This window comes from Staphylococcus sp. Y174-1 (assembly GCF_049897865.1).
Lineage (GTDB): Bacteria > Bacillota > Bacilli > Staphylococcales > Staphylococcaceae > Staphylococcus > Staphylococcus saprophyticus.
The window spans coordinates 620,223-645,615 of sequence record NZ_JAFCXB010000002.1; the positions used below are offsets into that span (position 1 = coordinate 620,223).

20 protein-coding genes, 2 pseudogenes and 1 riboswitch are annotated in these 25,393 nt (G+C 33.0%); of the genes and pseudogenes, 9 read left to right on the forward strand and 13 right to left on the reverse strand.

Going from position 1 to position 25,393, the window contains the following annotated elements; genetic code table 11:
* Window positions 1-222: 222 nt before the first annotated feature.
* Both ACP7BT_RS09790 and fadH read right to left on the reverse strand, forming a co-directional pair.
* Window positions 223-738 (reverse strand): sensor histidine kinase, encoded by a 516-nt coding sequence (locus ACP7BT_RS09790; protein ID WP_052463685.1) that lies wholly within the window; start codon window positions 736-738, stop codon window positions 223-225.
* Window positions 739-839: 101 nt separating this feature from the next.
* A complete protein-coding gene (gene fadH / locus ACP7BT_RS09795; protein WP_002482062.1) occupies window positions 840-1,604 on the reverse strand; it encodes a 2,4-dienoyl-CoA reductase in 765 nt (254 codons plus the stop codon).
* Between the two features lie 644 nt (window positions 1,605-2,248).
* Here fadH and ACP7BT_RS09800 point away from each other — a divergent pair.
* Both ACP7BT_RS09800 and ACP7BT_RS09805 read left to right on the forward strand, forming a co-directional pair.
* Entirely contained in the window at window positions 2,249-2,716 is a 468-nt protein-coding gene (locus tag ACP7BT_RS09800) for a helix-turn-helix domain-containing protein (RefSeq protein WP_041080162.1), read from the forward strand.
* Between the two features lie 66 nt (window positions 2,717-2,782).
* Window positions 2,783-2,896: riboswitch (SAM riboswitch) on the forward strand.
* 70 nt (window positions 2,897-2,966) lie between these two features.
* Window positions 2,967-3,140: a hypothetical protein gene (locus ACP7BT_RS09805; protein WP_002482060.1), complete on the forward strand. Its 174-nt coding sequence runs from the start codon at window positions 2,967-2,969 to the stop codon at window positions 3,138-3,140.
* 77 nt (window positions 3,141-3,217) lie between these two features.
* On the opposite strand, the gene gtfB is transcribed toward ACP7BT_RS09805, so the two are convergent.
* From gtfB to ACP7BT_RS09855, 10 genes are all read right to left on the reverse strand, one after another.
* Complete coding sequence (gene gtfB, locus ACP7BT_RS09810; RefSeq protein WP_037537438.1) at window positions 3,218-4,543, reverse strand: accessory Sec system glycosylation chaperone GtfB; 1,326 nt, start codon at window positions 4,541-4,543, stop codon at window positions 3,218-3,220.
* Window positions 4,536-6,041: an accessory Sec system glycosyltransferase GtfA gene (gene gtfA, locus ACP7BT_RS09815; RefSeq protein WP_041080164.1), complete on the reverse strand. Its 1,506-nt coding sequence runs from the start codon at window positions 6,039-6,041 to the stop codon at window positions 4,536-4,538. The genes gtfB and gtfA overlap by 8 nt, the downstream gene beginning before the upstream one ends.
* A gap of 33 nt (window positions 6,042-6,074) precedes the next feature.
* The gene (locus tag ACP7BT_RS09820) at window positions 6,075-6,263 is read right to left on the reverse strand and encodes a hypothetical protein (RefSeq protein ID WP_041080165.1); all 189 of its coding nucleotides are present in this window, start codon (window positions 6,261-6,263) and stop codon (window positions 6,075-6,077) included.
* A 200-nt stretch (window positions 6,264-6,463) separates the two neighbouring features.
* Window positions 6,464-6,625, reverse strand: coding sequence for a hypothetical protein (locus tag ACP7BT_RS09825; RefSeq protein ID WP_160279504.1), 162 nt, complete (start codon window positions 6,623-6,625; stop codon window positions 6,464-6,466).
* Complete coding sequence (locus ACP7BT_RS09830; protein WP_041080167.1) at window positions 6,591-8,093, reverse strand: DUF6056 family protein; 1,503 nt, start codon at window positions 8,091-8,093, stop codon at window positions 6,591-6,593. The genes ACP7BT_RS09825 and ACP7BT_RS09830 overlap by 35 nt, the downstream gene beginning before the upstream one ends.
* 1 nt (window position 8,094) lies before the next feature.
* Window positions 8,095-9,042: a glycosyltransferase family 2 protein gene (locus ACP7BT_RS09835; RefSeq protein ID WP_041080168.1), complete on the reverse strand. Its 948-nt coding sequence runs from the start codon at window positions 9,040-9,042 to the stop codon at window positions 8,095-8,097.
* A gap of 236 nt (window positions 9,043-9,278) precedes the next feature.
* A complete protein-coding gene (locus ACP7BT_RS09840; RefSeq protein ID WP_002482054.1) occupies window positions 9,279-10,508 on the reverse strand; it encodes a putative glycoside hydrolase in 1,230 nt (409 codons plus the stop codon).
* A 366-nt stretch (window positions 10,509-10,874) separates the two neighbouring features.
* Entirely contained in the window at window positions 10,875-12,719 is a 1,845-nt protein-coding gene (locus ACP7BT_RS09845; protein WP_235304927.1) for a purple acid phosphatase family protein, read from the reverse strand.
* Window positions 12,720-13,118: 399 nt separating this feature from the next.
* On the reverse strand, window positions 13,119-13,334 hold the full coding sequence (locus ACP7BT_RS09850; protein ID WP_041080169.1) for a zinc ribbon domain-containing protein: 216 nt from the start codon (window positions 13,332-13,334) through the stop codon (window positions 13,119-13,121).
* Between the two features lie 699 nt (window positions 13,335-14,033).
* Window positions 14,034-15,743, reverse strand: coding sequence for an ABC-ATPase domain-containing protein (locus tag ACP7BT_RS09855; RefSeq protein ID WP_041080170.1), 1,710 nt, complete (start codon window positions 15,741-15,743; stop codon window positions 14,034-14,036).
* 177 nt (window positions 15,744-15,920) lie between these two features.
* Between ACP7BT_RS09855 and ACP7BT_RS09860 the strand changes: the two are divergent.
* The 6 genes and pseudogenes from ACP7BT_RS09860 to ACP7BT_RS09885 form a co-directional block, all read left to right on the forward strand.
* Window positions 15,921-16,347, forward strand: a pseudogene (locus ACP7BT_RS09860) (NADH-dependent flavin oxidoreductase); the annotation flags it as partial.
* A 68-nt stretch (window positions 16,348-16,415) separates the two neighbouring features.
* Window positions 16,416-17,904: pseudogene (locus ACP7BT_RS09865) on the forward strand (aldehyde dehydrogenase family protein).
* A gap of 225 nt (window positions 17,905-18,129) precedes the next feature.
* Window positions 18,130-18,333, forward strand: a complete 204-nt coding sequence (locus tag ACP7BT_RS09870) for a helix-turn-helix transcriptional regulator (protein WP_041080171.1) — start codon at window positions 18,130-18,132, stop codon at window positions 18,331-18,333.
* Window positions 18,330-19,058 carry a DUF3169 family protein gene (locus tag ACP7BT_RS09875; RefSeq protein ID WP_041080172.1) on the forward strand — a complete coding sequence of 243 codons (729 nt, stop codon included), beginning with the start codon at window positions 18,330-18,332 and terminating at the stop codon, window positions 19,056-19,058. The genes ACP7BT_RS09870 and ACP7BT_RS09875 overlap by 4 nt, the downstream gene beginning before the upstream one ends.
* Window positions 19,059-19,083: 25 nt before the next feature.
* Complete coding sequence (locus tag ACP7BT_RS09880) at window positions 19,084-19,926, forward strand: ABC transporter ATP-binding protein (RefSeq protein WP_041080174.1); 843 nt, start codon at window positions 19,084-19,086, stop codon at window positions 19,924-19,926.
* Complete coding sequence (locus ACP7BT_RS09885; RefSeq protein WP_041080175.1) at window positions 19,926-20,561, forward strand: ABC-2 transporter permease; 636 nt, start codon at window positions 19,926-19,928, stop codon at window positions 20,559-20,561. The genes ACP7BT_RS09880 and ACP7BT_RS09885 overlap by 1 nt, the downstream gene beginning before the upstream one ends.
* A 53-nt stretch (window positions 20,562-20,614) precedes the next feature.
* Here ACP7BT_RS09885 and ACP7BT_RS09890 read toward each other — a convergent pair whose 3' ends face one another.
* A complete protein-coding gene (locus tag ACP7BT_RS09890) occupies window positions 20,615-21,691 on the reverse strand; it encodes a YkvI family membrane protein (RefSeq protein WP_041080176.1) in 1,077 nt (358 codons plus the stop codon).
* A gap of 225 nt (window positions 21,692-21,916) precedes the next feature.
* Here ACP7BT_RS09890 and ACP7BT_RS09895 point away from each other — a divergent pair, with 225 nt between their 5' ends.
* A complete protein-coding gene (locus tag ACP7BT_RS09895; RefSeq protein ID WP_041080177.1) occupies window positions 21,917-25,222 on the forward strand; it encodes a choice-of-anchor I family protein in 3,306 nt (1,101 codons plus the stop codon).
* Window positions 25,223-25,393 lie beyond the last annotated feature (171 nt).

Sequence of the window (25,393 nt, forward strand, 5' to 3'; positions counted from 1 at the left end):
ATAGGATTTTATATACCATAAACACCCACTCAAAACTGTCATGAAAGTCATGAGTTACTTAATTCAGCCATAAAACCTTGTAATATTTATGTAATTTTTGCGACAACTATACATGTTTTTCAATGGTTAATAAAGAAATCTCGACTTATAAAAATAAAAGATATGTTGTTATTACACCTCAACATATCTTTTATTAATTAACTACTATTGTAATAGTACATTTTAGTTCAAAGGAAAACTCAGCGTCATCGTTGTACCTTTTTTAAATACACTATCCACACTAATAGATCCACCTATTTGTTCAGCTAAGTTTGCTGCAATATATAATCCCAGCCCTGAACCACCTGTTGCTTGATTTCTTGAATTCTCCACTCTATATGTTCTATTAAAGATATAATTCAAATGCGTTTCTTTTATACCAATGCCCTCATCTTTTACTGAAATGGCTAACATACCTTGATTTTTCTCATAAACGTCAATTGTAATGGTTGTGTGCGCGTTTGAGAATTTAAGTGCATTATCTATAAAATTAGTAATAATACGCTCTAATGCATTTTGATCTTGAACAAAAGGTTGAATATTTTGAGGTATATGAACCTTAAATGCTCTATTTTCTGTGGCTATAAACTGCTGGTATGATTCTAATATTGGCATTAACAACTGATCTATATTCAATTTAGTCTTGTGGCGTTGTCTATTTAAAGCAATCCAAGTAAACTCATAAAATGAGATTGTCATGATTCCAATTCTAAAGCGATTAGACACCCTTTAGACATCAGTCAGTCTTCTCTCTACATACATTGCACACCGATTATCTTTATTAAAGTTTTTATAATACTTTAAAATGGATTTTGATTCAGCCATTGTCCACCATCCATTGTCATACATGCACCATTAATATAACTCGCATCCTCTGACATTAAGAATTTTGCCAAACCTGCGATTTCTTCAGGTTGACCCATCCTTCCAAGTGGGACACTATCCAGCGTTTGTTGTTTTGCTTCTTCTGATAAACTTAGCTTTCCCGATCCACCTGTATTATCGATTGGCCCTGGGGCAATTGCATTGACATTAATGCCATATTTAGATCCCCATTCAACAGCCAGTGTTCGAGTCATTGATAACACGCCTGCTTTTGCACTTGCAGAATGTATCACACCTATACCAGCTCTCCATGCATAAGTCGCAACCATATTAATAATACGTCCACGTTGACCATTTTTAATCCATTCTTTTCCTACAGCTTGTGTACAGTGCCATGTCCCATTAAGGACAATATCAATGACAGAATGCCATCCATTATATGATAAATCTTCAGCTGCACATAGAAAGTTACCTGCTGCATTATTAACCAAACCATCTATTTTGCCAAACGTTTCAACCGTTTTATCCACTGTATATTGCACTCTTTCAGGATCTCGCACATCCATATCTATGCAAAGAATTTGTCCTTCATATTGTTCTATTTCTTCTTTTGCCGCTTCTAACCGTTCCAATGAGCGACCCGTTATAACCACTTTTGCACCCGCTTCAGCAAATTTTTGCGCCATTGCTTTGCCCATGCCACTACTTCCACCAGTCACCATCATCACTTTACCATTCATGTGCATTCTCCTTTTAAAAACGATTTATACTAAAGCGTCTAAATATTTTTAGTAAGCGCTTACAATTAGTATAACAAATATCGTGCAAATTTATAATAATTCATCTGTTTTGAATGTATTTACCATATAAAATCCCTACGTTTTGAACCATAAGCTCAAAAAATAGGCTGTAACATTAAACATGCCTCAGCCTATTTCCTATTTCAAACCACTCTATTTATGAATCTTATTTTCAAAATAGTGACATAAATAACCACCTATTGCAAAAAACATGAGTAAACCTCTAATAATGACAAATGAAAATCCAGATTCTACTAAATACTAAGGCTCTTTCAATATGCCATTTTCATTTACATAACTTGGAATTAAAAGAAAACTAATCCCTAAAGATGCACCTAAAACAATACTTATAATACTTGCAAAAAATAACTTTTTATTCATAAACTTATTATGCTTCCTAAATTTTTAAATTTACTTGATGTCATCTATTATTGAATAAGCTTATTTTATTTAAAAGAAAGCATTGCTAGCATTTTAAAATATGCGCGCTAGGTGAACTTGCGGAGCATGTAAAGTATCACTAGCGTTCGCTTAACCACACTTTTTATAAACAAAATACGATTTAAAAGGAGCACATTTAACATATGAATTTTGGCACTCAAATTAAAATGATTCGAAAAGAAAATCAACTGACCCAAGAACAATTTGCCAATCAATTAAATATTTCACGACAAACTGTATCTGCATGGGAGAATAATCGTTACTTACCGGATATTGAAATGATAGTAGAAATTGCCAAAACCTTTAATTTATCTCTAGATGATTTAATCTTAGGTAATACTGTGGTAAAGGATAAATTAGTTAATGATACGAAGTTTGTGAAACGCATTCGCTTAAGTATATTAAGTATGATATTTATCTTAATTGCTATAGTATCCGCATTGCTTTTCACAAGTTTACCTTCACATGTCTCTCAAGATGGTGTGTTACAAGAACCCTGGTTTCTAGTTATTCTTGCATTTTTCTCATTATTAACTGGTTTAATCATTGGTATGGTCAATTTAGTATTAATATTCATCAATTACTATAAATACGCACGCCGAAGAAAATAGTGTATTGTATGACTTTGTTTATCATTTTACATTTATTTGCTATAATGATGTTTAAATAAAATAGTTCTCTTATTAAGAGTGAGTGGAGGGACTTGGCCCTATGAAACTCCAGCAACAGCAGTCATATGCGATGTGCTAAATCCAACAACTCAGTATGACGATTGAGTTGAAAGATGGGAAGTTGTGTGGAAGCTCTTCTTATCTAAGAAGGGCTATTTTATTTATAAAAATTAAAAAGGCGGTTATTTTTATGAGATCTCTACACACACTATTTAAACAATTAGAAAAATGGGAACAGTATCAACCTAAAAACATGGCGAGTAATATGAATAAAATGCAACATATTCAAGACATTAAAAAGCAAATTTGGAGACGTATTGATATAAATGATTATAAACAAGTGATACTAGAGAAAAATAAATAAAAAAATGGTTACCAATACCTTTATATCTCCTGGTATTGGTAACCTATTTAAAATTTTATGTTCTGTAATAAAATGAATTATTGCGCTAATGAACGGATAAATTCAGCTTTGCTGATTGAACCTGCTTGTTGCCATTGTTGTCTCAACCTTTGATCTAAATGAGATGGTTCAGCAACAATATCCCTCAATATACTACTTAATATCTCAAATTGTGCTTCCTCAAAAAGATTGTTCTCTGGCGTAACATCCTTATTGTGAGATGTCTCGTTGTATCCTAAGATGACTAAATTGTAATCAAACGCCGCTCTTACAGCATCTAATATTTCATTACCTTTATTTATGTCTAAATAAATATCACATGATTTATATAACGAAATAAATTTTTGCCTTTTGGCATTTGGATATAAATTTACATTGTCATATTTATTGAGGCTTAATAACTTCATAGACATTTCTGTTAAAGCTGCAACATGAAACTCTAGATTTGGATGGGCTTGTACGATTTCTTCTAAATGCGGGATTTGGTCTGAATTTGTCAAAGTTAATACCTGATTAGAATGACGATTCTCTTTCACAAATCTATAAACATATCCTGATTGGAAGATACGATTTTTATATTGTTCATCGATGAGCTCTATTACTTTTTCATACGCTGAAGGACTAGGCAAAATAATTTTAAAATTTCGTTTTTCTTTTGCCAGTGCATTTTCCATATGTTTCATAATTTCAGGCGTAATATCTCCCTGCCAAAAAATAGAGTCGTTTCCAGATTCAGACAAACCATTTAATACGGCAGAAGAAATCGATAGTGAATTAATCATAAAGTTTTCAGACTCAAGCTGCGCAACTTCTAAGTAAAAATTGACAAACTGTATCTTTGAATGGAAGAAATAGACTTTGTTTTTCCAAGTTAACATGATGTCATTAGTCACAAAATTTTCTACCATCATTACTTCATTATTATAGTTAAAATACCTTTTCAAAATGCATTTTTGTGAGTTTGCGTCCAATACCACTTGTGCGTATCGCTTACCTACTTTATTGTAATAATCTATGTATTGCGTATGCCCGCGTTTATTTAACCATTCTACACGTTCAACAATTCTATGTTTATAATTTGCTTTATAAATAATTCTCGCTTTCACCTCATCCAAATTTTTGATAAAGGCAGTATTATTATTACCTTCTATCGTCCAAAATCTTGGAATCGGTACTTCATTAAAAAATAAAGGTTGTGAAGTTGTTTCAGGATTATTCGCGAAAAAAGCGTAAGGTGTTAATATATCATCTGGTAAAAATCCATTTTCTTCAATAACGATTGTTTTGCGTTGCTTACCAACATGTTTAAAAGATTTATATAAGATAATGGCTTTTTTATCAAAAACATCAAATAAATTAATCATATAGCACCTCACTAATCAAATTGTTCCATTTTTGTACGACAACCGGTTGGGTAAAGTTTTCAGCGATTTCATATGAAGCTTGATTAAATCGGCTTGTGTCATTATCGAAATAATTAACAATACCTTCAGCAAGGTGATCTATAATTTCAGATTCTTTATCCTCATTTAAATCAATCGGTATTAAATAACCATTTTTTTGATGCTTAATAAACGTTGGGTTACCATAGTTCACATCAAAACCAATCATACCTAAACCTGAACCGACAGCCTCCATTAATGTAAGACCGAAACCTTCGCTAGTTGAACCCGATAAGAAAAGTTCATAATCTTGATAAACTTGATTTAAATTAACATGTCCTTTTAATGTGATATAATCTTCAGCATGATTTTCTTGAATTAGTTTACTTAATAATTGTCTTTGGCCACCTTCGCCATAGATATCAAATGTTATTTCAGGAACAGATGCTTTCGCTTTCAATACGGCTTTTACTAACCAGTCGACATGTTTTTCAGTCGCTAGCCTTGAGGCTGTAATGATTGAGTAAGGTTTTCTACGATTTGGCTTCACTAACGCACTTAAACTACCTACAGGAATTGTATAAATTTTAGGCTTCCTATGATAATTTTTTTCAAATTGTTGTGCTAACAACTGATTTTGAATATCCGTTGCTGTAATAAAGAAATCAATCTCATGTGCATTCATAAACACATATTCGTAATGATTATTCCATAATATGTATGTATCATTTGTTATCGATTCATTATAATGTTCAGCATGAATCACAACTCCTAAGCGTGCTGATCCTTTATTTTGCAAAACCGTTTGTCCAATATCTTTTGAGCGATCTACAATCAACATATCTTTATCTGTTAAATGCAATTTTTCTAAAAAATAAGCTATTAATGCTTGCTTACCGTACAGAATATTATCCTCTAAAACAAACATACTTTCCTCATCATTAACATATTCGTTATATGCAATGGATCCATCCTCATTATAAAAGGACCTCATATATAATTTGGCCGAATTATCCTCAGGTGCAAAGTACTCAGACAAAACGCGTACATAAGAGTAATAGTCTCTCCTAAGCAACTTGCCTCTAGAAATGTATTCCACTCTATCTACAACATCACTATCTTCATTTTTTAAATAACATACTAAATAATTACTATTGTGATTAAAATGGATTTTTCGAGTTTTACCTTGATCTTCAACTTTAGTGATTTCTGAATACAATGGTTTGATAATTTCATCTACAGTCACACTTGTAGGTGCTATTTTAATATCTGTAAAATACTGATACAGCCAGATGATTTCCTCATTTTTAAATCCTATATTTTCAGTCAATGTTTGAATGTTTTCATTCTTAATAAAATCTAAAAACACAAATTTTATCGTTTCATTACATTTTCTCAATAACTGCGCTCTATAACGTTGTGCATATTCCACACCACTACTCGCCCAGCCAATCCCAAAATTAATATTATAGATTGTCACCTATTTCACCTCTATATGCATTTGTCTATGACTCTATATAAATAACTTCACTAACCCCATTAGCATTAACAACACAATAATCAATTTACAAATAAATGTAAGCGTTAAAAATTGTTTCTTTTCTTTTTGGAATTCTTTATCAGCGTCATATGCGTTTAATTCTGTTTCAATTTCCTTATTCAATTGCTCAAGTTCATGATCTTCAATTTCTTTTTCACTCATATAAATACCTTCTTTTTATAATTTCTACAATCAAATTATAACAAATCCATTGTCCAATACATAAATAACTGTCTCTCTATCTAATCATCTAAAACCTAGATGATTAGCCCCAAATTTGAAGTAACACGTCCAAATGCGATTGTGTCAACACTACTGCTACATGCACTTGTTGCTCAGTTAAACCACATAAATCCCAAGTACTACTGCTGCATGCCTCTTATTTCAAGTATACCTTTAATTAACCATCTTTGGCGACGTATTACAAACTTATTTTCAGAAAAATCGGATAAAAGCTTTTTCTTTTGTTTGTTGTACTTAAAAACAATATTATTTTGATTGTTTTTGGTTACTAATACTGCCATAGGGCACATACTTCACTTTCGTATCTTTTGGTAAGCCTTCATATTCATTAAATAACGTTTGATACTTAGCACTTGTTGGTGTGGCATGATGTAAATAATGTTCAAAAGGTAATTTTTCCATACTATAAATTCTTTGCTTAGAATCTGCGTGAACGGCTTCTTTTAGCTGACTAATTCTTGCTTCATTTGCAGCGTGAATATTGTAGAATACCCCTAAATACATCACTGCACAAAAGATAGCTAATCCAGTAATCCACTTTTCTGATTTCCTGTTAAACACTTCCAGTTGCGCAAGTAAAATTAATAATATGACAACATAAATTGCATATACTGTGTAAAAATTACGTGGACCTATGGGTGATACGATGATTAAAGGACCACACACAAGTAAGATTGACGCGATTAATAAGTAAAGCGTATATCGAACTTCCTTTTGAGATATGACCGTATGGATAGCCAAGATCAATGCACACAAAAAGATAAAACATACCATAGTATTTAAAATATTAGTAAGTGTAATCATGTGAAAATGTTGTAATTCAAATTGTTTAAAAATAAAAAAATAATATATCGGTAATAGCGTTAAGCCACATACAATGAACCAATATCTACTTGTATATGTTTTCGTCATTTGTCGTGTTTTATACAACATAACAAGTAAGATACCAACGATTATCGTAATAATCACAATTTGATTAAAGAAAATCCAATCCGGCAATGTGGTTGTTACCGTTTTATAAACTTTATCAACGATACCCGTATCACTAGAGACCTGTTGATAATCGCTACCTTCAAAAAATATTTTGCGATAGTTCGGATTCAAAAACATAATGATTGTCCCTAAAGCAGAAATGAACCATCCTACAACAAATTTAGGATGCACTTTTTTATAGAAATATATATGTAATACAAGTGCGATTGCTATGATTAATGTATTAAATAATGTCGCATTTTCAATGAAAAATTGACCACCAAAACACACGCAATAAAAAATGATATTCCTACTTGGTTTATGACTGTTCCGGTAAAATAGTACCGTTACAATAAACCATAGAATAAATAATACACACAGCGTTGCTGGTACATAATTATAAAATCCTGCAAACCAGCCATACGTTTGTTTATAGATTTCATTTGGCATTGTCACCATTAAAATAAATGCCGCTAAACAAATGATAGAAGTCTGTTTATGTTTAACAAATTGACTGATGACCCATATGATCAACATGCTAAAGACGGCATACGCCAACCACCTAAACCAGTCAAATCGAACTGCTACAATTTCAAACAAATTACCAAGATAACGGCCGTTTAAATTAGCAAAATGTTCTTTCAACATTTGAATACCATATTGACTATACCAGTCCCAGTCATCATGGGTTAATGGCGTAAAAATAGCCATTAGTATATAAAAAATAAATAATCCTGTAAGTATTAGATGGATTTTATTTATATGTAAAGCTCTCATTTCAGTCCACCTCGCAATCACTTAAATTGGTTTGGCGTATGATATAGAGCGGTCGTTGTTTTACTTCATAATAAATTCTGCCTATGTATTCTCCAATGACCCCTAATGATGTTAACTGAACACCACCTAAAAATAATACTGCGACAATCGTTGTGAAATAACCTGGCGTCGAAACACCATAACTGACTGTATAAATAAAATTAAATAATATATAAAGGAAACTCATCGCGCACACAAATAAACCAAAGTATAAAATGGCACGTAACGGTTTATTATTAAATGAAATGAGACCATCTATGCCATAATTCAATAAAGAACTAAACGTCCACTTAGACTCACCATCGGCACGCACAACATTTTCATATTCAATCACTTTAGGTTCAAATCCAATCCAAGCAAATAAACCTTTAGAAAATCTATTGTATTCTCCTAAGTTCACTACTTCTCTGATCGCACGTTGGCTCAATAATCTAAAATCCCCTACGCCGTCTTCTAAATCCACATCTACAATTTTATTAATTACTGCATAATATAATTGAGATACAGTCTTGCGAATGACGTGTTCACCTGTTCTATCTCTTTTTGCCACAACCTGGTCTTCACCATCTCTATAATGAGCAATCATCTGTGGAATAAGGGTTGGCGGGTGCTGCAAGTCACCATCTAATATAACTAATGCTTCCGCTTCAGTACTCGCACATAATCCAGCATACATTGCAGATTCTTTTCCGAAATTTCTTGAAAATGATATGAACTTTACCGCATGATCTCGCTGTGCTAATGTTTTAATAATGGCTAGTGTGCGATCTTTACTTCCATCATCTATAAAAAGCAATTCATATTTATAATTGTTGCTGATACTATCTCGTTGCATAATTTCAGTTAATTTGGCATATGTTTGTTCTAGCACTGATGCCTCATTAAAACATGGAATTAAAATTCTAATCATAAAATACAGTGCTCCTCTTTCGATTTTAATTATATAAATATATTTCATATTATACAATATTAAAAGTAGAATGTAGTATTTATTTTTTCATCACTCGGTAATTAATTAAATTTTAATTCTAATGATTCTTTTTATTTTCACATTTAAACAAAAAGAATCCGAAACATTTATTTATGTTCCGGACTCATTTTTTCATTGTTATAATATTTAACATTCAACTTATATGAACGCTCACATTATTTTTCTTTCTTCGTTTCTTCTTTTAATTCTTTTTTATTTGCTTCTACCTTCTCTTTATCTGCTTTAGGTGTGTAGTCGACACCTTCTGTATAATCATTGGCAGCATTCCATAGTATGAACTCATTGATACCATGGTCTTTCAATGCTTTTACTTGATCTTCTACAGCTTCACTATCATAGGTCTTATAATTGCCTTCACCTAAATATTGCGCTGTAAAGTCTTGTAACCATGGACGAGATTTAGGTTTTTTATTACCTAATTTATTTAATACTTCAGTCTCTTTATCTAAATATTTATCAACTGCACCATAGGGCTCTTTGTCAGGGGCGTCATAGCCAAAGTCACCCGGACTCCAATGTGATGGATAGATCATAGATGAAATGGCATCCGTGTTTTCAGCAATTTTAGGGAAACTTTGACCAATACCCGGCGCTTCTTCGACCATTGCTGAATAACCAAATACATCAGCAGATATTTCAGCACCATACGGTTTCAGATCTCTGCGTGCAGTTTTCAAAAATTGAGTTATTGTATCCACACGTTGGTCAACTTCACTTAAGTCACTATCTTTATACTTTCCTTTATCGTAAGTTAAACTGTGCTCTACATTTTCAAATGCTTCAGGAAATCTCACATAATCATATTGAATATCTTTAAATCCAGCTTTAGCTGCTTCTTTTGAAACATTGATATTGTAATCCCATACTTCTTTTTTAAATGGGTTAACAAATTTATCTCCACCGTCACTTTCCCAAACAGTACCATCTGCATTTTTGAATGACCATTCAGGATGACTTTCTGCTAAATTCTTATCCTTAAAAGTAACAATTCTAGCTATTGGGTAAATATGTTTTGATTTCATCTTGCTAAGTAATGGCTTCGCGTCGACAATATCTAATGTGTGTTTATCGATTTCTTTGTTACCTGTATTAAAATTAATCGTGACATTTCCTGAATCATCTTTAACATCAATAACTATCGCATTCAAATCGCTATCTTCTATAAATTTAGTTAATTCATCAAATTTTTCACCTTTTGTTGAATTTGCACTGACGTAAATCCCCTTCACGCCGTCTTTAGGATATGTCACCCCACTGTTTTTACTAGCTTGTTCAGTTTGTTTATCATTATCTTCTTTATTTTTGCCTTTATCATTACTATTTGAACATCCAGTGATGATTAATGTACTTGCAAGTAATGTCGTTAAAACCCATTTTCCCTTCATTTCTTATCCATCCCCTTATCGATTATCGATTCAGACTATTTTTCATTCTATTTAAGCTTATGTTAGTTATCTTATATTGTATAATTCTTTTTTTTAAATAATTTGTATAGTTCACTATATTAAAGCTGTATTTCTTTCGTTTTAAAGTGCACAATTAGCTGGGTACATTCTCTTTTAAAGCAATGGATTTTACGGAGTTTATGAAAAAAGTTCTAAGACATATATAGTCTCAGACCTTTTCATCATACTATTTAGAAATCATTTCATTTTAAACATCCGTCACAGTGAAGTAACACAACCCGATGCCTACCTGAAGATGTCTTTTATAGAAGACATGCCTTTCACGATATCAATCAGATACGTATTTTATTTATTATCTTTATTAATGCGAACGCGATCAATTGGTTCACCAAGTTTTTCGTTACCTTGTGGCACATGGTAGGTTAATAGTTCTATATAATCTTTCGTTATGTTTACTTTCGTATACGCTGGTTGATTGTCCTGTATCGATTTGGCTGCATAATCCTTTTCACCATCTAATTCATAGAATTTACTGCCACTAGCTGAATTTAACGTTACATAAATTGTGCCGTCCGGATTCGTGTACGTTTGTGGTGCTTGTCCATTTTCATCGCATTGTACTTGTGCATCTTTCCCCTTCATCACATGCGAACGGCTATAAGAATGATCATGTCCTCCTAGTACTAAATCGATATTATATTTTTCCATTAACGGTGCAAATTTATCGCGTCTGATTTTGGACGCTAATTTGTCAGAATGCTTACCTGCCGAATAAGGGTTTCTATGCGTAAGTCCCACAATCCATTTAGGATTTTGATCTTTAGTATCCGCAATTGCACGTTTTAAAGTTTCTTCATGACCTTTAAAGTCTAAACTCTCAGAGTTCAAACTAACAAAAAGTGTATCATTGTGAGTGAAATAAAAATCTGAACTCGCAAAGTTTTTACCGCCATTTTGTAAATTAGGTAGATTAAAATGTTCAGAATATGCTTTGTTGGCGCGATCATGATTACCTAAAGTAGGTACCACTGTAAAATTCTCCATACCTTTTGCTTCTATAAAACCACTATACGCTTTTTCATCCCAAGGTAGATTGACTTGATCCCCCAAGCTCATTAAGAAGTCAGGATCCTGATTTAATTGTGCCATTTGATTTACAGTATTTTGCCAACCTTCATTATCTGATGCTAAATCTCCGGAAGCCCCTAGTTGAGGATCAACTACTGCTATAAAATTTGTTTCTCCATTATTATTTGTATCAAAACGACGTATAGCCGATTTCTCTCCATTCTCTCCATTCTCTCCATTATAAAAACGATACATATATGCTTTATTTTCTTCTAAATTAGGTAACGTGGCCTGAGTATAATTCATATTCGGTATATCTTTATTTACTAAACGTTTCGTGTTGCTACCTTGGTGTGTTTGTCCCTCAATTCGTCTTGCATTTGAAAAATCTCCACGGTCATTTGCTTTTGCAATTTCTACATAACCTTGTTCTTCAGATTCGTGATACCAAGTTAAATTCTTTTCTGTATTATCTTTGCCAATCGTCATGATGTCATAACGATGTTCATTGCTTTGTGTTTGATTTGAAACTGTTTCTTTATTATTTTGCTCTTGTTTCGTACGTTCGTCATTATTTGGATAAGATGGTTGAGATGACTTAGATAGTTGTTTTGTATCTTTGATATCCGTATTTTCTAGTTTATCCGAAGTTGCTAATTCTTTGTGAGCCTCATGATGATTATCTTCTATTTGTGTGTTCTCTGATTGTTGCTTTTTCTGTTGTTCCTTTGCAATAACTTTATCAGTATTATCTGTTTCAGTTTGCTGATTATTTCCTGGGTTATGTTGATGAGATGTTGATTGGCTAGGTAACTGCGGGTGCGCTTTTGAGTCTGTATATTGTTCTAATTTGAGTTGTGATGGCGCTTCTTGTTGTTTTTGAGAAGATGCTAAAGTTTCATTACTTTTATCTTGTTGATTCGATGTGAATGCTTTAGCTTGAGGCGCTTTTCCATTATCAGAAGTTGAGTTGTCTTTATCAAAATTTTTATTATTATTTATTTGAGACTGTGTCGTTGTGTCATCTGTATTATGTATTGTATTATTCTGATCTATATTAGCTTCTTTATTAGGATATGTATCTCTTTCTAACTGTTTGTCTGAAGTTTGTGATTGTGACATAGTCTCATCACTTTGACGCGTTTCATCTGTAGTTGGTTCTAACGCTTCTTTCTACTGTCCTTCTAGTTCCGAGGCACTGGCATGATGCGTTCCGATAAATACGCCAACCGCTGACAAAGTAAATATGATACTCGAGGTCCTTTTTTTCATAAATTAAATCCACTCCTAACTATTTTTATAGATTGCGTATTCATGTTGATTACCACGAACTTAACAAAAGAGTATTAATTTCAAATTAAATAGAAGTAAATGTTATATGAAAAAAGAGCGGATAAGAAATCTAGGAAAAAAGATTTCGTAGTTCCGCTCACAATCATGCGTTCTTACATTAGGTGAAATAGTGCTACTCGGGTTAAATCTTATACAGTTTGTCTATCGTTTAAGCACTTTTTATATTTACTATCCTCCAAAGAACAAATCGATAATATCTGTTGTTCGATTTTTATCTGCTTTATAAAATTCTGTATAACCACAATTTTTACATGTGATTGTAGTAAAATTATTATGTTGCAAATCAAACACTTTAGATAACCCTGAACCTGTAGCTGAAAGCGTGCCTTCTTCAATTTCAGTATGTCCACATTTGACACACCCTTGATCTGATTCTGTTGCCATTACTCCCACTCCTTTGTCGTAAATGTTATTTTTTATTTATCACTAATTCAGGTGTACGAAACTTGATTTGGTGTTTCTATGTATCGCCATATTTAAAAAGACATCAACTCAGATTTTAGTATCCGACGATTGATGTCTTTTATAATGATCATTTTAATTTTATTTTGAGATAATAGACATAAAATACAAAAATTGTTATTAAACCCCATCCAAGTAAAATCAGCGATCCGCAAAAATTATAATCCATAAATATTATTGCGCTTGATATAAAACACGTACTAATCATTAAACAAGTTACAAACAAAGATATTAATGTATTCACTTTATTACGTGGTACCTTCTTTATTTCTATAGATGCAATAATAGATAAATTCTTAGTTTTTAGAATATAAATGGAACATATAGTAGATATTAAGATACATAAAACAGCTATTAAAATACTTATATTCATGTTACTCCTTCACATTTACAAACAAATTTGAATTATAAATTATCTAGTTTCTAATAATTCCCTATCCCAATTTTATAATAAGTTATGTCTCTATCGTACACTACTCATTACTTTTAATTTTTGTATTATAATCATTCAAAAAATGGTATTCACATTGGATAAATAACACAATAAATTCAATATCTACATATAAAAAGAGAGCAATCATTGGAGTTTAATAACCAATGATTGCTCTCTTTTATATCTTACTATTTATTTTTCACTTTTAATCCCCCATAACGATTTAACATCGCGCAGAATTCTTGTTTTCTTGGTTTGGCTAGATTACCTGGATGGCCTTTAAATGATGAAATAGCATCAAGACCATGTACTTCTATAAAGTCATAAAGTTTATCCGCAGCTTGAGATACTGTATCGTGTTCATTTAGAAGATGTGTTTTATAATAATCCACCATTTCTGCTAAACATTGTGTTTGACTATGATCGACAAGCTGTTCTAGTCCTGATATATCAATCAGTTCCTTACCATATAAAATGGAATAGCGGCCTTTCACTTTAAAACGATCTTCTTTTCCCTTTTTAGAGAAGCTGGATTTTAATGGGATTCTATTCGATATATCACCAAATGGTTGTTTCGCATTTATCTGTTTATCACTTTCATCTGATGCAGCTATCTTTTTAGCATTTTCTGTAACATCATTCAGTACATACTCATCCATCATCAACACATGATCTGCCGCTTCAAAATAATCCCCTGAACCCCCTACGATTAAAATAGTGGAAACATCATAATCTTCATACAGTGATTTCACCTTACTCGCAAACGGTGTAATAGGCTCTTTTTCAGGTGCAATCAATTGTTGCATACGGCTATCTCTAATCATGAAATTCGTTGCAGAGGTGTCTTCATCAATGAGTAATAGCGATGTGTCTGCTTCTAACACTTCCATCACATTAGTCGCTTGTGATGTACTTCCACTCGCATTTTCAGTGGAAAATTGATGTGTGTCTTTATTTCCCGGTAAATTATTAATAAATGGACTGATGTTCACTTTTTCAATATGACGTCCATCTTCTGCTCGTATTTTCATTGCGTCGTGAGATGTAATAACATATTCTCTACCGTCATTATCAATATGATTATATACGCCGCGTTCTAACGCTTCGAGTATCGTTGACTTACCATGGAAACCTCCGCCTACAATTAACGTAATGCCTTTTGGAATCCCCATACCAGAAATCGTCTTCCCACTAGGCAATGATAAGTTTACTTCTACACTTTCAGGACTATGAAACGCAACAGCACCCGATAATGGTTTATCCGAAACCCCACTTTTACGTGGCAATATCGCGCCATTTGCAACAAATGATACAAGTTGTCTACGCTCAAGTTCTTCACGAATAAACACTTGATCTAACATTAGTGTAACCTGATTCTTTAGTTCAGACTGATTCATATTTTGATAAAGTAATGCATCAGCTACAATTTTTGGTAGCGTATCTATCAGTATATGCGCTGCAACTTTTCCTAAGATTTTTCTACCAGCTGCAGGTAAACTAACTTCAAGTCGCACGTCGATGTCATGTTTATTAATGACCACTGCCGTTCGCTCTAAAATCTCTTGACCACAATGATCTATAAAGATATTTTTGACACTTTTCGAATCTTTTTCACTATGCTTGAATGATTCGAGACTTTCTCTAAACGCTCGCGTTAAGAAATCTGATACTGCAATCACTTTATTTTTTGAATCTAGTAAGTCTCTTGGAATATTTGCAGTTTCGCGATTCATAATGACTCTCATTTTAGAAGGTGGTGCATAAGGATCCACTTGTGCATGATCAATAGCTAAACGAAATTGCTTAAACTGATACGCACCTTTCAATCGTTTATATGCACCATATTTTTGTCCATCTAAGGATTTCAATAATTGCGCTAACTCTGTAGCTTGTTTCAATGGAATGCCTCCTAGAAATGCATTTTTGCTATTTTCCCGCTTATTTAATATTTATTTAGTATAGAATACTAAATTTAATGTGTACAACAAAAGCATTATAACGTATTTAAGCCGCCAACCAATGGCGGCTTAAATATATTTTTCTAGTTATTTTTAGTAAAGTAATTACTTTACTATACAATGGAAATTACAGAATCATTAATTAATGAATTAAAAGAACAACCATTAGATTATCTTCATGTATCACTTATGGATGTGCATTCTCAAACTCGTGAAGGTAAATATGCTGGTGAAGAAAGAATCAAGTTATTACATGGTTGGATAGACGGTCGCATGCTACTCATTGGTATCGGATCTATCTTCACTGCTGAACAAGCTTTAGAAGCAATACAATCACCTTACATTGAGATGATTGCCTTAGGAAGAGAAATTTTGATTGATCACAATTTTGTGAATAAAATTGAAAAATGGTAAAGATGAAACAATCATTTCTGAATTCGATGAAGATCGTCAAGATAAACACGATTTACCACCGAAACTTTGGAAACTTTTAAATGATGGTTTCTATCCATTACCAAGAAAAAACAGTGAAGTTAACGCATAAGATTGATATTTGTCCGAATGTATCTACGATGTTTTAATTAAAAATGAGCTTTAAAGGAGCGATTTATTATGACAATTAATACAAAAGATTTTATCGATGAAAACTATGGTTTATTTATCAATGGTCAATATGTAGCAAGTGATAGTGGCGACACATTAGAAGTACCAAACCCTGCGACAGGTGAAGTATTAGCTAAAGTTGCGAAAGCTCAAGATCGTGATGTGGATAAAGCAGTCAAAGCTGCTCATGATGCATTTGAAGGCTGGAGTCAAACTTCTAAAAGTGAACGTGCTGAATTGTTACGCCAAATTGGTGATAAAATTCTTGAAAACAAAGATAAATTTGCGACAATCGAATCATTAAATACTGGTAAACCTATTCGTGAAACGAAAGCCACAGATATACCTTTTGCTGCGAAACACTATAAATACTTCGCAAGCGTAATCGATACAGATGAAGGTTCTGTGAATGATATTGATAAAGATGTCATGAGTATTGTACGTCACGAACCCAATAGGTGTTGTCGGAGCAGTGGTTGCCTGGAATTTCCCATTCTTATTAGAATCATGGAAGATCGCTCCAGCAATTGCTGCCGGTAATACAATCGTCATCCAACCTTCTTCGGCTACACCACTTAGTTTGATTGAATTAGGAAAAATTTTCCAAGAAGTATTACCAGATGGTGTTGTTAACATTGTGACTGGTAAAAGTTCTGAATCCGGAGATGCCATTTTCAATCATGAAGGCGTTGAAAAACTTTCATTCACAGGCTCAACAGATGTCGGCTACCAAGTTGCAGATGCGGGTGCTAAACGTATTGTTCCAGCAACATTAGAACTTGGAGGTAAAAGTGCCAACATCATCCTAGATGACGCAAACTTAGAGCTTGCATTAGAAGGTATTCAATTAGGTATCCTATTCAACCAAGGTGAAGTATGTAGCGCCGGTTCAAGATTATTAGTACATGAAAAAATTTATGATACTTTAGTTCCAAAACTCGTAGAAGCATTTAAAAATATTAAAGTTGTCGATCCTATGGATGAATCCACACAAATGGGTACGCAAACAAGTAAAGCACAACTTGAGAAAATACAGTCTTATGTTGATTATGCGAAAGAATCTGATGCTGAAATTCTTGTTGGTGGTAGTCAAATCACTGAAAATGGCTTAGATAAAGGGTCCTTCTTCGAGCCAACACTTATCGCTGTATCAGACAATAAAAACAAACTTGCACAAGAAGAAATATTTGGACCTGTCTTAACAATTATTAAAGTTAAAGATGACGAGGAAGCCATTCGTGTTGCAAACGATTCTGACTATGGCTTAGCTGGCGGCGTATTTTCTCGTAACATCACACGTGCACTCAATATTGCTAAAAGTGTTCGCACAGGATGTATTTGGATTAATACCTATAACCAAGTTCCTGAAGGTGCCCCATTCGGCGGATATAAAAAATCAGGTATCGGAAGAGAAACATATAAAGAAGCAATTAAAAATTATCAACAAGTTAAAAATATCTATATCGATACAAGCGATGCACTAAAAGGACTTTACTAATTTAATACAAATCATCAATTGAAAAAATGCAAAGGCTGAGGATAAACCTATTAAGGTGTCCTCAGCCTTTTTTAATACCGTTAAATCCCCTTCTAAAGCATATTCTGCTACATATCATCGATTAAGATTTACAACATTAAAAGTAATTTATGCACGTCATTTTGACTAATATACTTGTCAAATTGACATATATAGTATATATTGTGAGCAAGGAGTTGATAGCATTTGCGAAATCGTGTTAAAGAGTTACGTGCTCGTGATGGCTATAATCAAACACAACTTGCAAAGAAAGCCGGTATTTCTCGGCAAACCATTTCTTTAATAGAGCGTAATGATTTTATGCCTTCCATATTAACTGCAGTTAAAATAGCTCGTATATTTGATGAACCCGTAGAACATATCTTTATCGTAGAGGAGACTGATTTATGAAAGTAGGACGTTTTTTACTTCTCATTTTATTGGGAGCCATCGTTGGTGGATTTATAGGTGGTATGATTAGTGGTTTTAGTAATGTTTCTAAATATACAGATTTACTTGAGCAATTAACAGTGTCATTCAATGCAATCCTAATTCTCTGTATCATTGCGTCAGTCATCAATTTAATTCTTACTCTAGTACTATTTCAAGTACAAAGAAATGCGCTTAAATATAAGCGTAAAACTGAACAAGTACTAGATGAGCAAAAAGCTGATCATTACGAGAAAAAAGCAAATTTGAAATTTATCAGTTCTAATTTAATTTATTACATTCAAATTTTAATAAGTCTAATTACAATGATAATAATAATTATCAGCCACAATACCGAACATACAATACTATATTCTATTATCCCATATTTAGTTACTATGATTCCTTCCATAATGATAGGTTTCTTCGTGCGAAAATTTGATTCACGCTATCCAAAACAAGGCGAAGAACAATATACTGAAAAAATCTTAAAGCTGATGGATGATGGTGAACGGCATATCACACTTGTATCTATGTTTAAAATATACCATTATAACTTAGCCATCATTATTACTGGTGGTATTGTATTAAGTTTATATTCGTTTATTACAGGGGTTAACCAATTCTTTGGCGTATTAATTTTAACAGTACTTTTCATCTATAATGCATTCGGCTACACATTGAAAGTTCGAAAATTTTATAAATAAAAATAATTTTTAAATGGAGGATTTTATGGAACATTTATTAGAAGTACAAAATCTAAATAAATCATATGACAAATCAGATTTTAAACTATCAAATATCTCAATTACACTGAAACCAAATGAGGTCATCGGTGTCATTGGTAAAAATGGCTCTGGAAAATCCACGTTATTTAATACTTTAGTGGGCAATCGTTTTAAAGATTCTGGTGAAATTGCATACTTCGGTAAGCAAGTATCGGATAACGACGATGCGCATAAAGAAAATATTGGTGTTGTATTCGATGATTTACGCGTACCAAATAAACTAACAATTAACGACATTGATAAAGTATTTTCTAATATTTATCAAACATGGCATTCCGATCAATTTTTCTCTATTATAAAATCATTTGAATTACCAACCGATAATGAAATCAAATCTTTCTCACGAGGCATGCGTATGAAAGCCGCATTAGCCATTGCGCTAGGGCATGATAGCAAAATACTCATTCTTGATGAAGCTACTGCTGGCATGGACGCTTCTGGACGTGAAGAAGTCATTGAAATATTAGAAGATTATGTTGCAGAAGGCAATAGCATTTTAATTTCTTCACATATTTCAGAAGATATTGAACAACTTGCGACTAAATTAATATTTATGAAAGACGGTCAAATTATACTTGAGGAAGATAAACAATACTTGTTGGACCATTATGGCATAGTAGAACAACCTGAAGCTGATTTCAACTTACCTAATGAAGCGATTGTAGCAACTAGAAAGCGTAAAGATGTGAGAGTTACGTTGGTCAATAACCAAAAAGACATTTCAGATGCACGTCCTTTAGAAAGCATAGACGATGCAACAAAATTGATTATGAGAGGTGAAAAATAATGAGAGGTTTAATTATGAGCAGTTATTACTCAAGTAAAAATTCACTTTACACTTATCTTATTGTCTCAATTTTTGCCAGTATTATTTTCGCATTTATTAATCCGACTATGACTTGTTTTTTACCTATGATTTTCTTACTATCACCTGTTACAGATAACATTAAACATGAAAAAGATTCCAAATGGATGTACTATATCTCTACTTTGCCTAGTGGCAGAAAAGCCTATGTAAATGGTTATTTTAGCTTTTATGGCATACTGATATTGATTGGCCTCATCATAGGCGTAATATCCGTTGCACTCGTGACCCAAAGTCTAGCAATGACGGTACTGTCTATATTCGTCGGTATTGGTGGTGCTGGAACGTATGCCATGATGTTTCCATTAACATTTAAATTTGGTCCAGAAAATTCAAATGTTATTTTAATTACGACCTCTATTATTGCGATTGCTTTATTTTTCATAGTTTTCTATGGTGCCATTTTCGCAAATCTTGGCTCTACAACGGGTACATTAAACCCATCAACTATGGGCAGTACTTACCTATTTGTTGGTATTTATGCATTAGTTGGCTTATTAATTTTAATCGTTTCGTACATTGCATCATTAAATATTTTCAAAAAACAAGAACTATAATATGTAAAAAGCTTGTTCCCTGTTTGAAAATTTAGAGGGCAAGCTTTTTTATGCTATATCAGTTTCTTTTTCGTGAATTTATTTTGAATCCATCTTACAAGTAAAGCAAGTGTGGTAAATAATCCTAAGTAACCTACCACTTTAAATACAAAGTTTACAAGATCTACGAAACCTACAAAGCTCAAGACATATGCCAATATTAATGAAACAGCTAATAATAAAACATAAGCCTTTGAACCAGGGCTGGTAAATCTATTTAAAAATGGATATAACATGCCAATACAGCTATTAAATATCACTGCAAACATGACGAGTGACACCAGAATACCTATGATTGGGTGAATATCATTTGCCAATAATAAAGTTGGAATATCAACTTTATTCGCATTACCAATATTAGCGAGTAATCCAGCGACCATAATTAATAACAACACACTAAAAGCTAATCCGCCAAAATATGCACCTCTACCTGCAATTTTATGATTATTCGCATCATTACCTACAATAGTTAAAAAGCTAAAACTGTTACCAATGATTAAGCCACCATAAATAATCGCATCCCACCACCAAAATGCTCTTGACGCTTTAGATGGTTCAATATGTTGTGATACTTCTGAAAACGAAATTGTAGGATTTATGATATTCGTTCCGGCAATGATTAATACCGCAATAACTAAAAATGGTGTAACCGTCCCTAGTACTGCAAGAATTTTATCAAACTTAAGTTGTAAAACAACAAACAATAATATAACAATGGCAAGCGATCCTATCCAAATAGGTATATCAAATCCTTGGTTAAGTGCAGATCCTCCACCTGCTACCATTACCACAGTTAAACCAAATAGGAAAAAGATAATTAAAAAGTCGATGATTTTCCCCATAATATTTCCAAACAAATTATTTAAAGAAATATCATAGGAATCTACATCCACACGATATCCTAATTTTGAGATTTGTCGCGTCCCAAATGTAACGATGATACCTGTAATGATTGCAGCAATATAACCATAATTGCCGTGATTAACGAAGAACTGCAATAATTCTTGTCCAGTCGTAAAACCTGCGCCTACGATAAAGCTAAGATAAGCTAGGGCAATCCCAATCGACGCTTTGTTATCTTTACTAAACATAATATAAGTTCCCCCTATAAAATATGTATAATTGCTATATTTCATAGTGCAACATGAATTCATTTTTTATTTTTAAATTGTTCGAATTATATGATTGATTAACCATTTTATTTATTTCACTTATTGTAAAGATTATTTACTAATTCTTTATTATTATAAAATAATAGACAAACATCGTAATGAGATAATGAAATCGTACGTATTTTATCTATTTAGGGGGATTTTATGTTTAACAAAGCTAAAAAGAATACCATTTATTCTATTAGAAAGAGTGCAATGGGTGCCGCTTCGGTGACCATAGGGACATGTCTATTACTTGGGATGACTCATACAGCATCTGCTGATGAACGTGAACAAAACCGTATTGATTCTGAAACAACCACTGCTCCAAAACAAGGCACTAATGAAAGTAATCCTTCAGCAACACAATCAACTTCACCCACATCTACTGAAAATCATAAGATACACACAAAACAAGCAGATACGATACATAAAGAAACCGAAAAACGCAAAGAAACAGCAATTAATCGTGCCAAACAATCTATAAATGACAGTACTGAATCAATTCCTAATCAAAATACATCAAATAGAAACTCAAATAAACTTAAACCTGAACAAAAAATGGAAAATCACATTACTGAACAGCAAAAAGTAGAAGACAATATTACTAAACAACAAGCTGGCACAAGCAATACTAAATATCAAAAAGAACCATTATTAGAAAACAATGCAAAACAAAAAGGCGTTAAAGACACTAAAATTCAAAAACAGCAACAGCAAGAACGTACTCAACAAGAAGATAAACAAACGATTTCAAAATTGGAAAAAACAACATCCACACATACACAAAAAACAATTAATCCAAATCAGGTTCAATACAATAATGAATCCAAACAAACTATAGACTCACCTAATGAATCAACAACATCAAAAACAAAATCTCAACCAGCGACATTTACTGAAAAAGATAACGTACATCAGTCAACAGAAGAGACCATCATACCAACTCATAAACAACAATCAACGCAAAAATCACAAAATAATACTGTTCAGCATACGCACCCAGCACATGAAATGGAAGTGACATCAACAAAAACCCAACCCATTTCAAAAATAACCAACGACAAACATATTCACCAAGACACCGTTTCAAATAACAAACAATCATCCAAGAATTTAGAAAACTTATCTAACAATGAACGTACATCACTGCTCAAAACCATTCAACATGATACGCAAGAACAAGACAAACAACCTAAGGCAACATTACAAAATTTATCTACTCAAATTAAAACAACAAGACAAACACGTAATGCAACTAAAGAGTCAACACAACTCAACATCGAGCATACAGGTCGTTATGACAGTGGCTCAGGATTTGATAAAGGTGGCACTGAAATTGTAAAGTATAACCCCAAAAATGGTTATGCTTATTCAATAAATGGTGATAAAGAAGCTTTAGACATTTTAGATATTAAAAACACGAACAACAAAGATATTTCACTTGTAAAAAGAGTTTATTTAGAAGATGCAGGTATTAAATCCGGAGATTTAACGAGTGTCGCTGTTCATCCTAACGGTGATTATATCGCCCTTTCAGCACCTGCCAAAGACAAAACAGAACCTGGTCACGTAGTTTTTTATAGTGATACTGGAAAGTATCTAAACGCTTTGACAGTAGGCAGTCTACCCGATATGGTAACTTTCACTAAAGACGGGACACGCTTACTTGTAGCTAACGAAGGCGAACCATCTGATGATTACAAAAAGAATCCAGAAGGTTCTGTGTCAATTATTGATACGTCCGGTTCACCATCTAAATTAAATCAAACAAATGTAAACACCGTTCCCCTCACACAGGCACATATGAACGACTCTATTCGCGAATTAGGTCCTGATAAATCAACAGCTTACCTAAATTTAGAACCTGAGTACATCGTTCCTGATGAACATCGGAAATACGCTTATGTCACAATTCAAGAATCTAGTGCTATAGCGAAACTAGATATTGAAAAAGGTGAATTCGTAAAAGTACAAGGTTTGCCTTATAAAGATCATTCTTTACCAGAAAATGCTATGGACCCTTCAGACAAAGATGGTAAAAAAGCATTACGCCCTGTCCCTGTGCTCGGCATGTTACAACCAGATGGTATTACCGCATATGAGTATAATGGCGAAACATACTTATTAATTGCTAATGAAGGTGATGCACAAGACTATGATGGCTATAGTGAAGAAGTCCGTGTCAAAGATATTAAAGACGATATCAAACTAGATGCTAAATACTATGAAGCCTATACACAAGCAGAACTAGATAAACTTGTAGCCAATGGATTATTTGATGATGATCAATTAGGTAGATTAAAAGTGACAACTTCTCATAAATTTAGAGATAAAAATGGAAAATATAATGCACTCGTATCGTTTAGCGGTCGCTCATTTTCTATATTAAAAGGCTCTGATTTATCTATGGTTTACGATAGCGGTAGCGACATCGAACAACGCATAAAAGATATTTTACCAGGGCGCTTTAATGCTAATTACGAAGACTTTAATGATATAGAAGTAGACGGAAGAAGTGATGACAAAGGTCCTGAGGTTGAATCCATCGAAGTTGGAACCATCGGCAATCAAACGTACGCCTTTGTTGGCTTAGAACGCGTAGGTGGTGTGATGATTTATAACATTACAAACCCAACTACACCTCAATTCACACAATACTTATACGATGAAGAAAATAAAGATATCTCTCCTGAGGGCATTACATTTGTATCATCAGAAGACGGCCCTACTGGTAAACCCATGTTAATGGTGTCATTCGAGTTATCAGGAACAACATCTACATTTGAATTAAATGAAATTGATGAAACTTTTGACCAAACACACCCGGACGGACAAAATGATACTGATAATGCACAACAATCTAATAACAGTGATGAACATGATGATACAGATGAAACGAAAGGTGAATATAATACCGATGTTGAAACACAAGATGATGAGGAGGATACTGTAGCGACACAAGATAATGATAGTGTAACTTCAGTAACAAATATAGAAGATAATGTGATTGAAAACATTGGCAAAAGTCCTGCTATCAATCAAACTACAGACATTGATAATTCGGATAATCTAAATTCAGAAAATATAGTAGCAGTCCATCATGGACCAACGCATTTAAATAATAATGCGACATTAAACATTTCTAAAATTTCTAGATTATTTGTAAACGAAGCATCTAATCATACATTGAAAATGAGTGATGCGAATACACGACTAAACCATAATCAATATCAGCTAGCTACAAAAACAACTAACCAAATAAATCATCAAAAGATTATAAATATGAATAGTCCTATCGCAACAAATACTGAAATAGAACACCCCGAAGCTAAAAATGAAGGCAACCATTCAATTAATAAACAACAACTCCCTAACACAGGTCAAAGTCAAAACCATGCTCCACTTTGGTCATCTTTAATTTTAGGTGTTGCTTTACTACTAATTGGTAGAAAACAAAAATCAAAATAATCATATAGCAATAAGTTATTTTAAATAATTTAAATATCTTGTATCCGCTTCAATAACGTAATAATTTATAAAAGTTGTACTTGTCCTTTCAGTTTATTCATATACTATCCATATCATTAACTAAGCCGAGGCATTTAATCATGTCTCGGCCTAGTTAAAATCGATAAATAA

Excerpts from the sequence above, each read along its gene's own strand:
- ACP7BT_RS09790 (WP_052463685.1), bottom strand. The coding sequence starts at position 738 with ATGACAATCTCATTTTATGAGTTTACTTGGATTGCTTTAAATAGACAA.
- fadH (WP_002482062.1), bottom strand. The coding sequence starts at position 1,604 with ATGAATGGTAAAGTGATGATGGTGACTGGTGGAAGTAGTGGCATGGGC.
- ACP7BT_RS09800 (WP_041080162.1), top strand. The coding sequence starts at position 2,249 with ATGAATTTTGGCACTCAAATTAAAATGATTCGAAAAGAAAATCAACTG.
- ACP7BT_RS09805 (WP_002482060.1), top strand. The coding sequence starts at position 2,967 with ATGAGATCTCTACACACACTATTTAAACAATTAGAAAAATGGGAACAG.
- gtfB (WP_037537438.1), bottom strand. The coding sequence starts at position 4,543 with ATGATTAATTTATTTGATGTTTTTGATAAAAAAGCCATTATCTTATAT.
- ACP7BT_RS09820 (WP_041080165.1), bottom strand. The coding sequence starts at position 6,263 with ATGAGTGAAAAAGAAATTGAAGATCATGAACTTGAGCAATTGAATAAG.
- ACP7BT_RS09825 (WP_160279504.1), bottom strand. The coding sequence starts at position 6,625 with ATGGCAGTATTAGTAACCAAAAACAATCAAAATAATATTGTTTTTAAG.
- ACP7BT_RS09830 (WP_041080167.1), bottom strand. The coding sequence starts at position 8,093 with ATGAGAGCTTTACATATAAATAAAATCCATCTAATACTTACAGGATTA.
- ACP7BT_RS09835 (WP_041080168.1), bottom strand. The coding sequence starts at position 9,042 with ATGATTAGAATTTTAATTCCATGTTTTAATGAGGCATCAGTGCTAGAA.
- ACP7BT_RS09840 (WP_002482054.1), bottom strand. The coding sequence starts at position 10,508 with ATGAAGGGAAAATGGGTTTTAACGACATTACTTGCAAGTACATTAATC.
- ACP7BT_RS09845 (WP_235304927.1), bottom strand. The coding sequence starts at position 12,719 with ATGTCACAATCACAAACTTCAGACAAACAGTTAGAAAGAGATACATAT.
- ACP7BT_RS09850 (WP_041080169.1), bottom strand. The coding sequence starts at position 13,334 with ATGGCAACAGAATCAGATCAAGGGTGTGTCAAATGTGGACATACTGAA.
- ACP7BT_RS09875 (WP_041080172.1), top strand. The coding sequence starts at position 18,330 with ATGAAAGTAGGACGTTTTTTACTTCTCATTTTATTGGGAGCCATCGTT.
- ACP7BT_RS09880 (WP_041080174.1), top strand. The coding sequence starts at position 19,084 with ATGGAACATTTATTAGAAGTACAAAATCTAAATAAATCATATGACAAA.
- ACP7BT_RS09885 (WP_041080175.1), top strand. The coding sequence starts at position 19,926 with ATGAGAGGTTTAATTATGAGCAGTTATTACTCAAGTAAAAATTCACTT.
- ACP7BT_RS09890 (WP_041080176.1), bottom strand. The coding sequence starts at position 21,691 with ATGTTTAGTAAAGATAACAAAGCGTCGATTGGGATTGCCCTAGCTTAT.
- ACP7BT_RS09895 (WP_041080177.1), top strand. The coding sequence starts at position 21,917 with ATGTTTAACAAAGCTAAAAAGAATACCATTTATTCTATTAGAAAGAGT.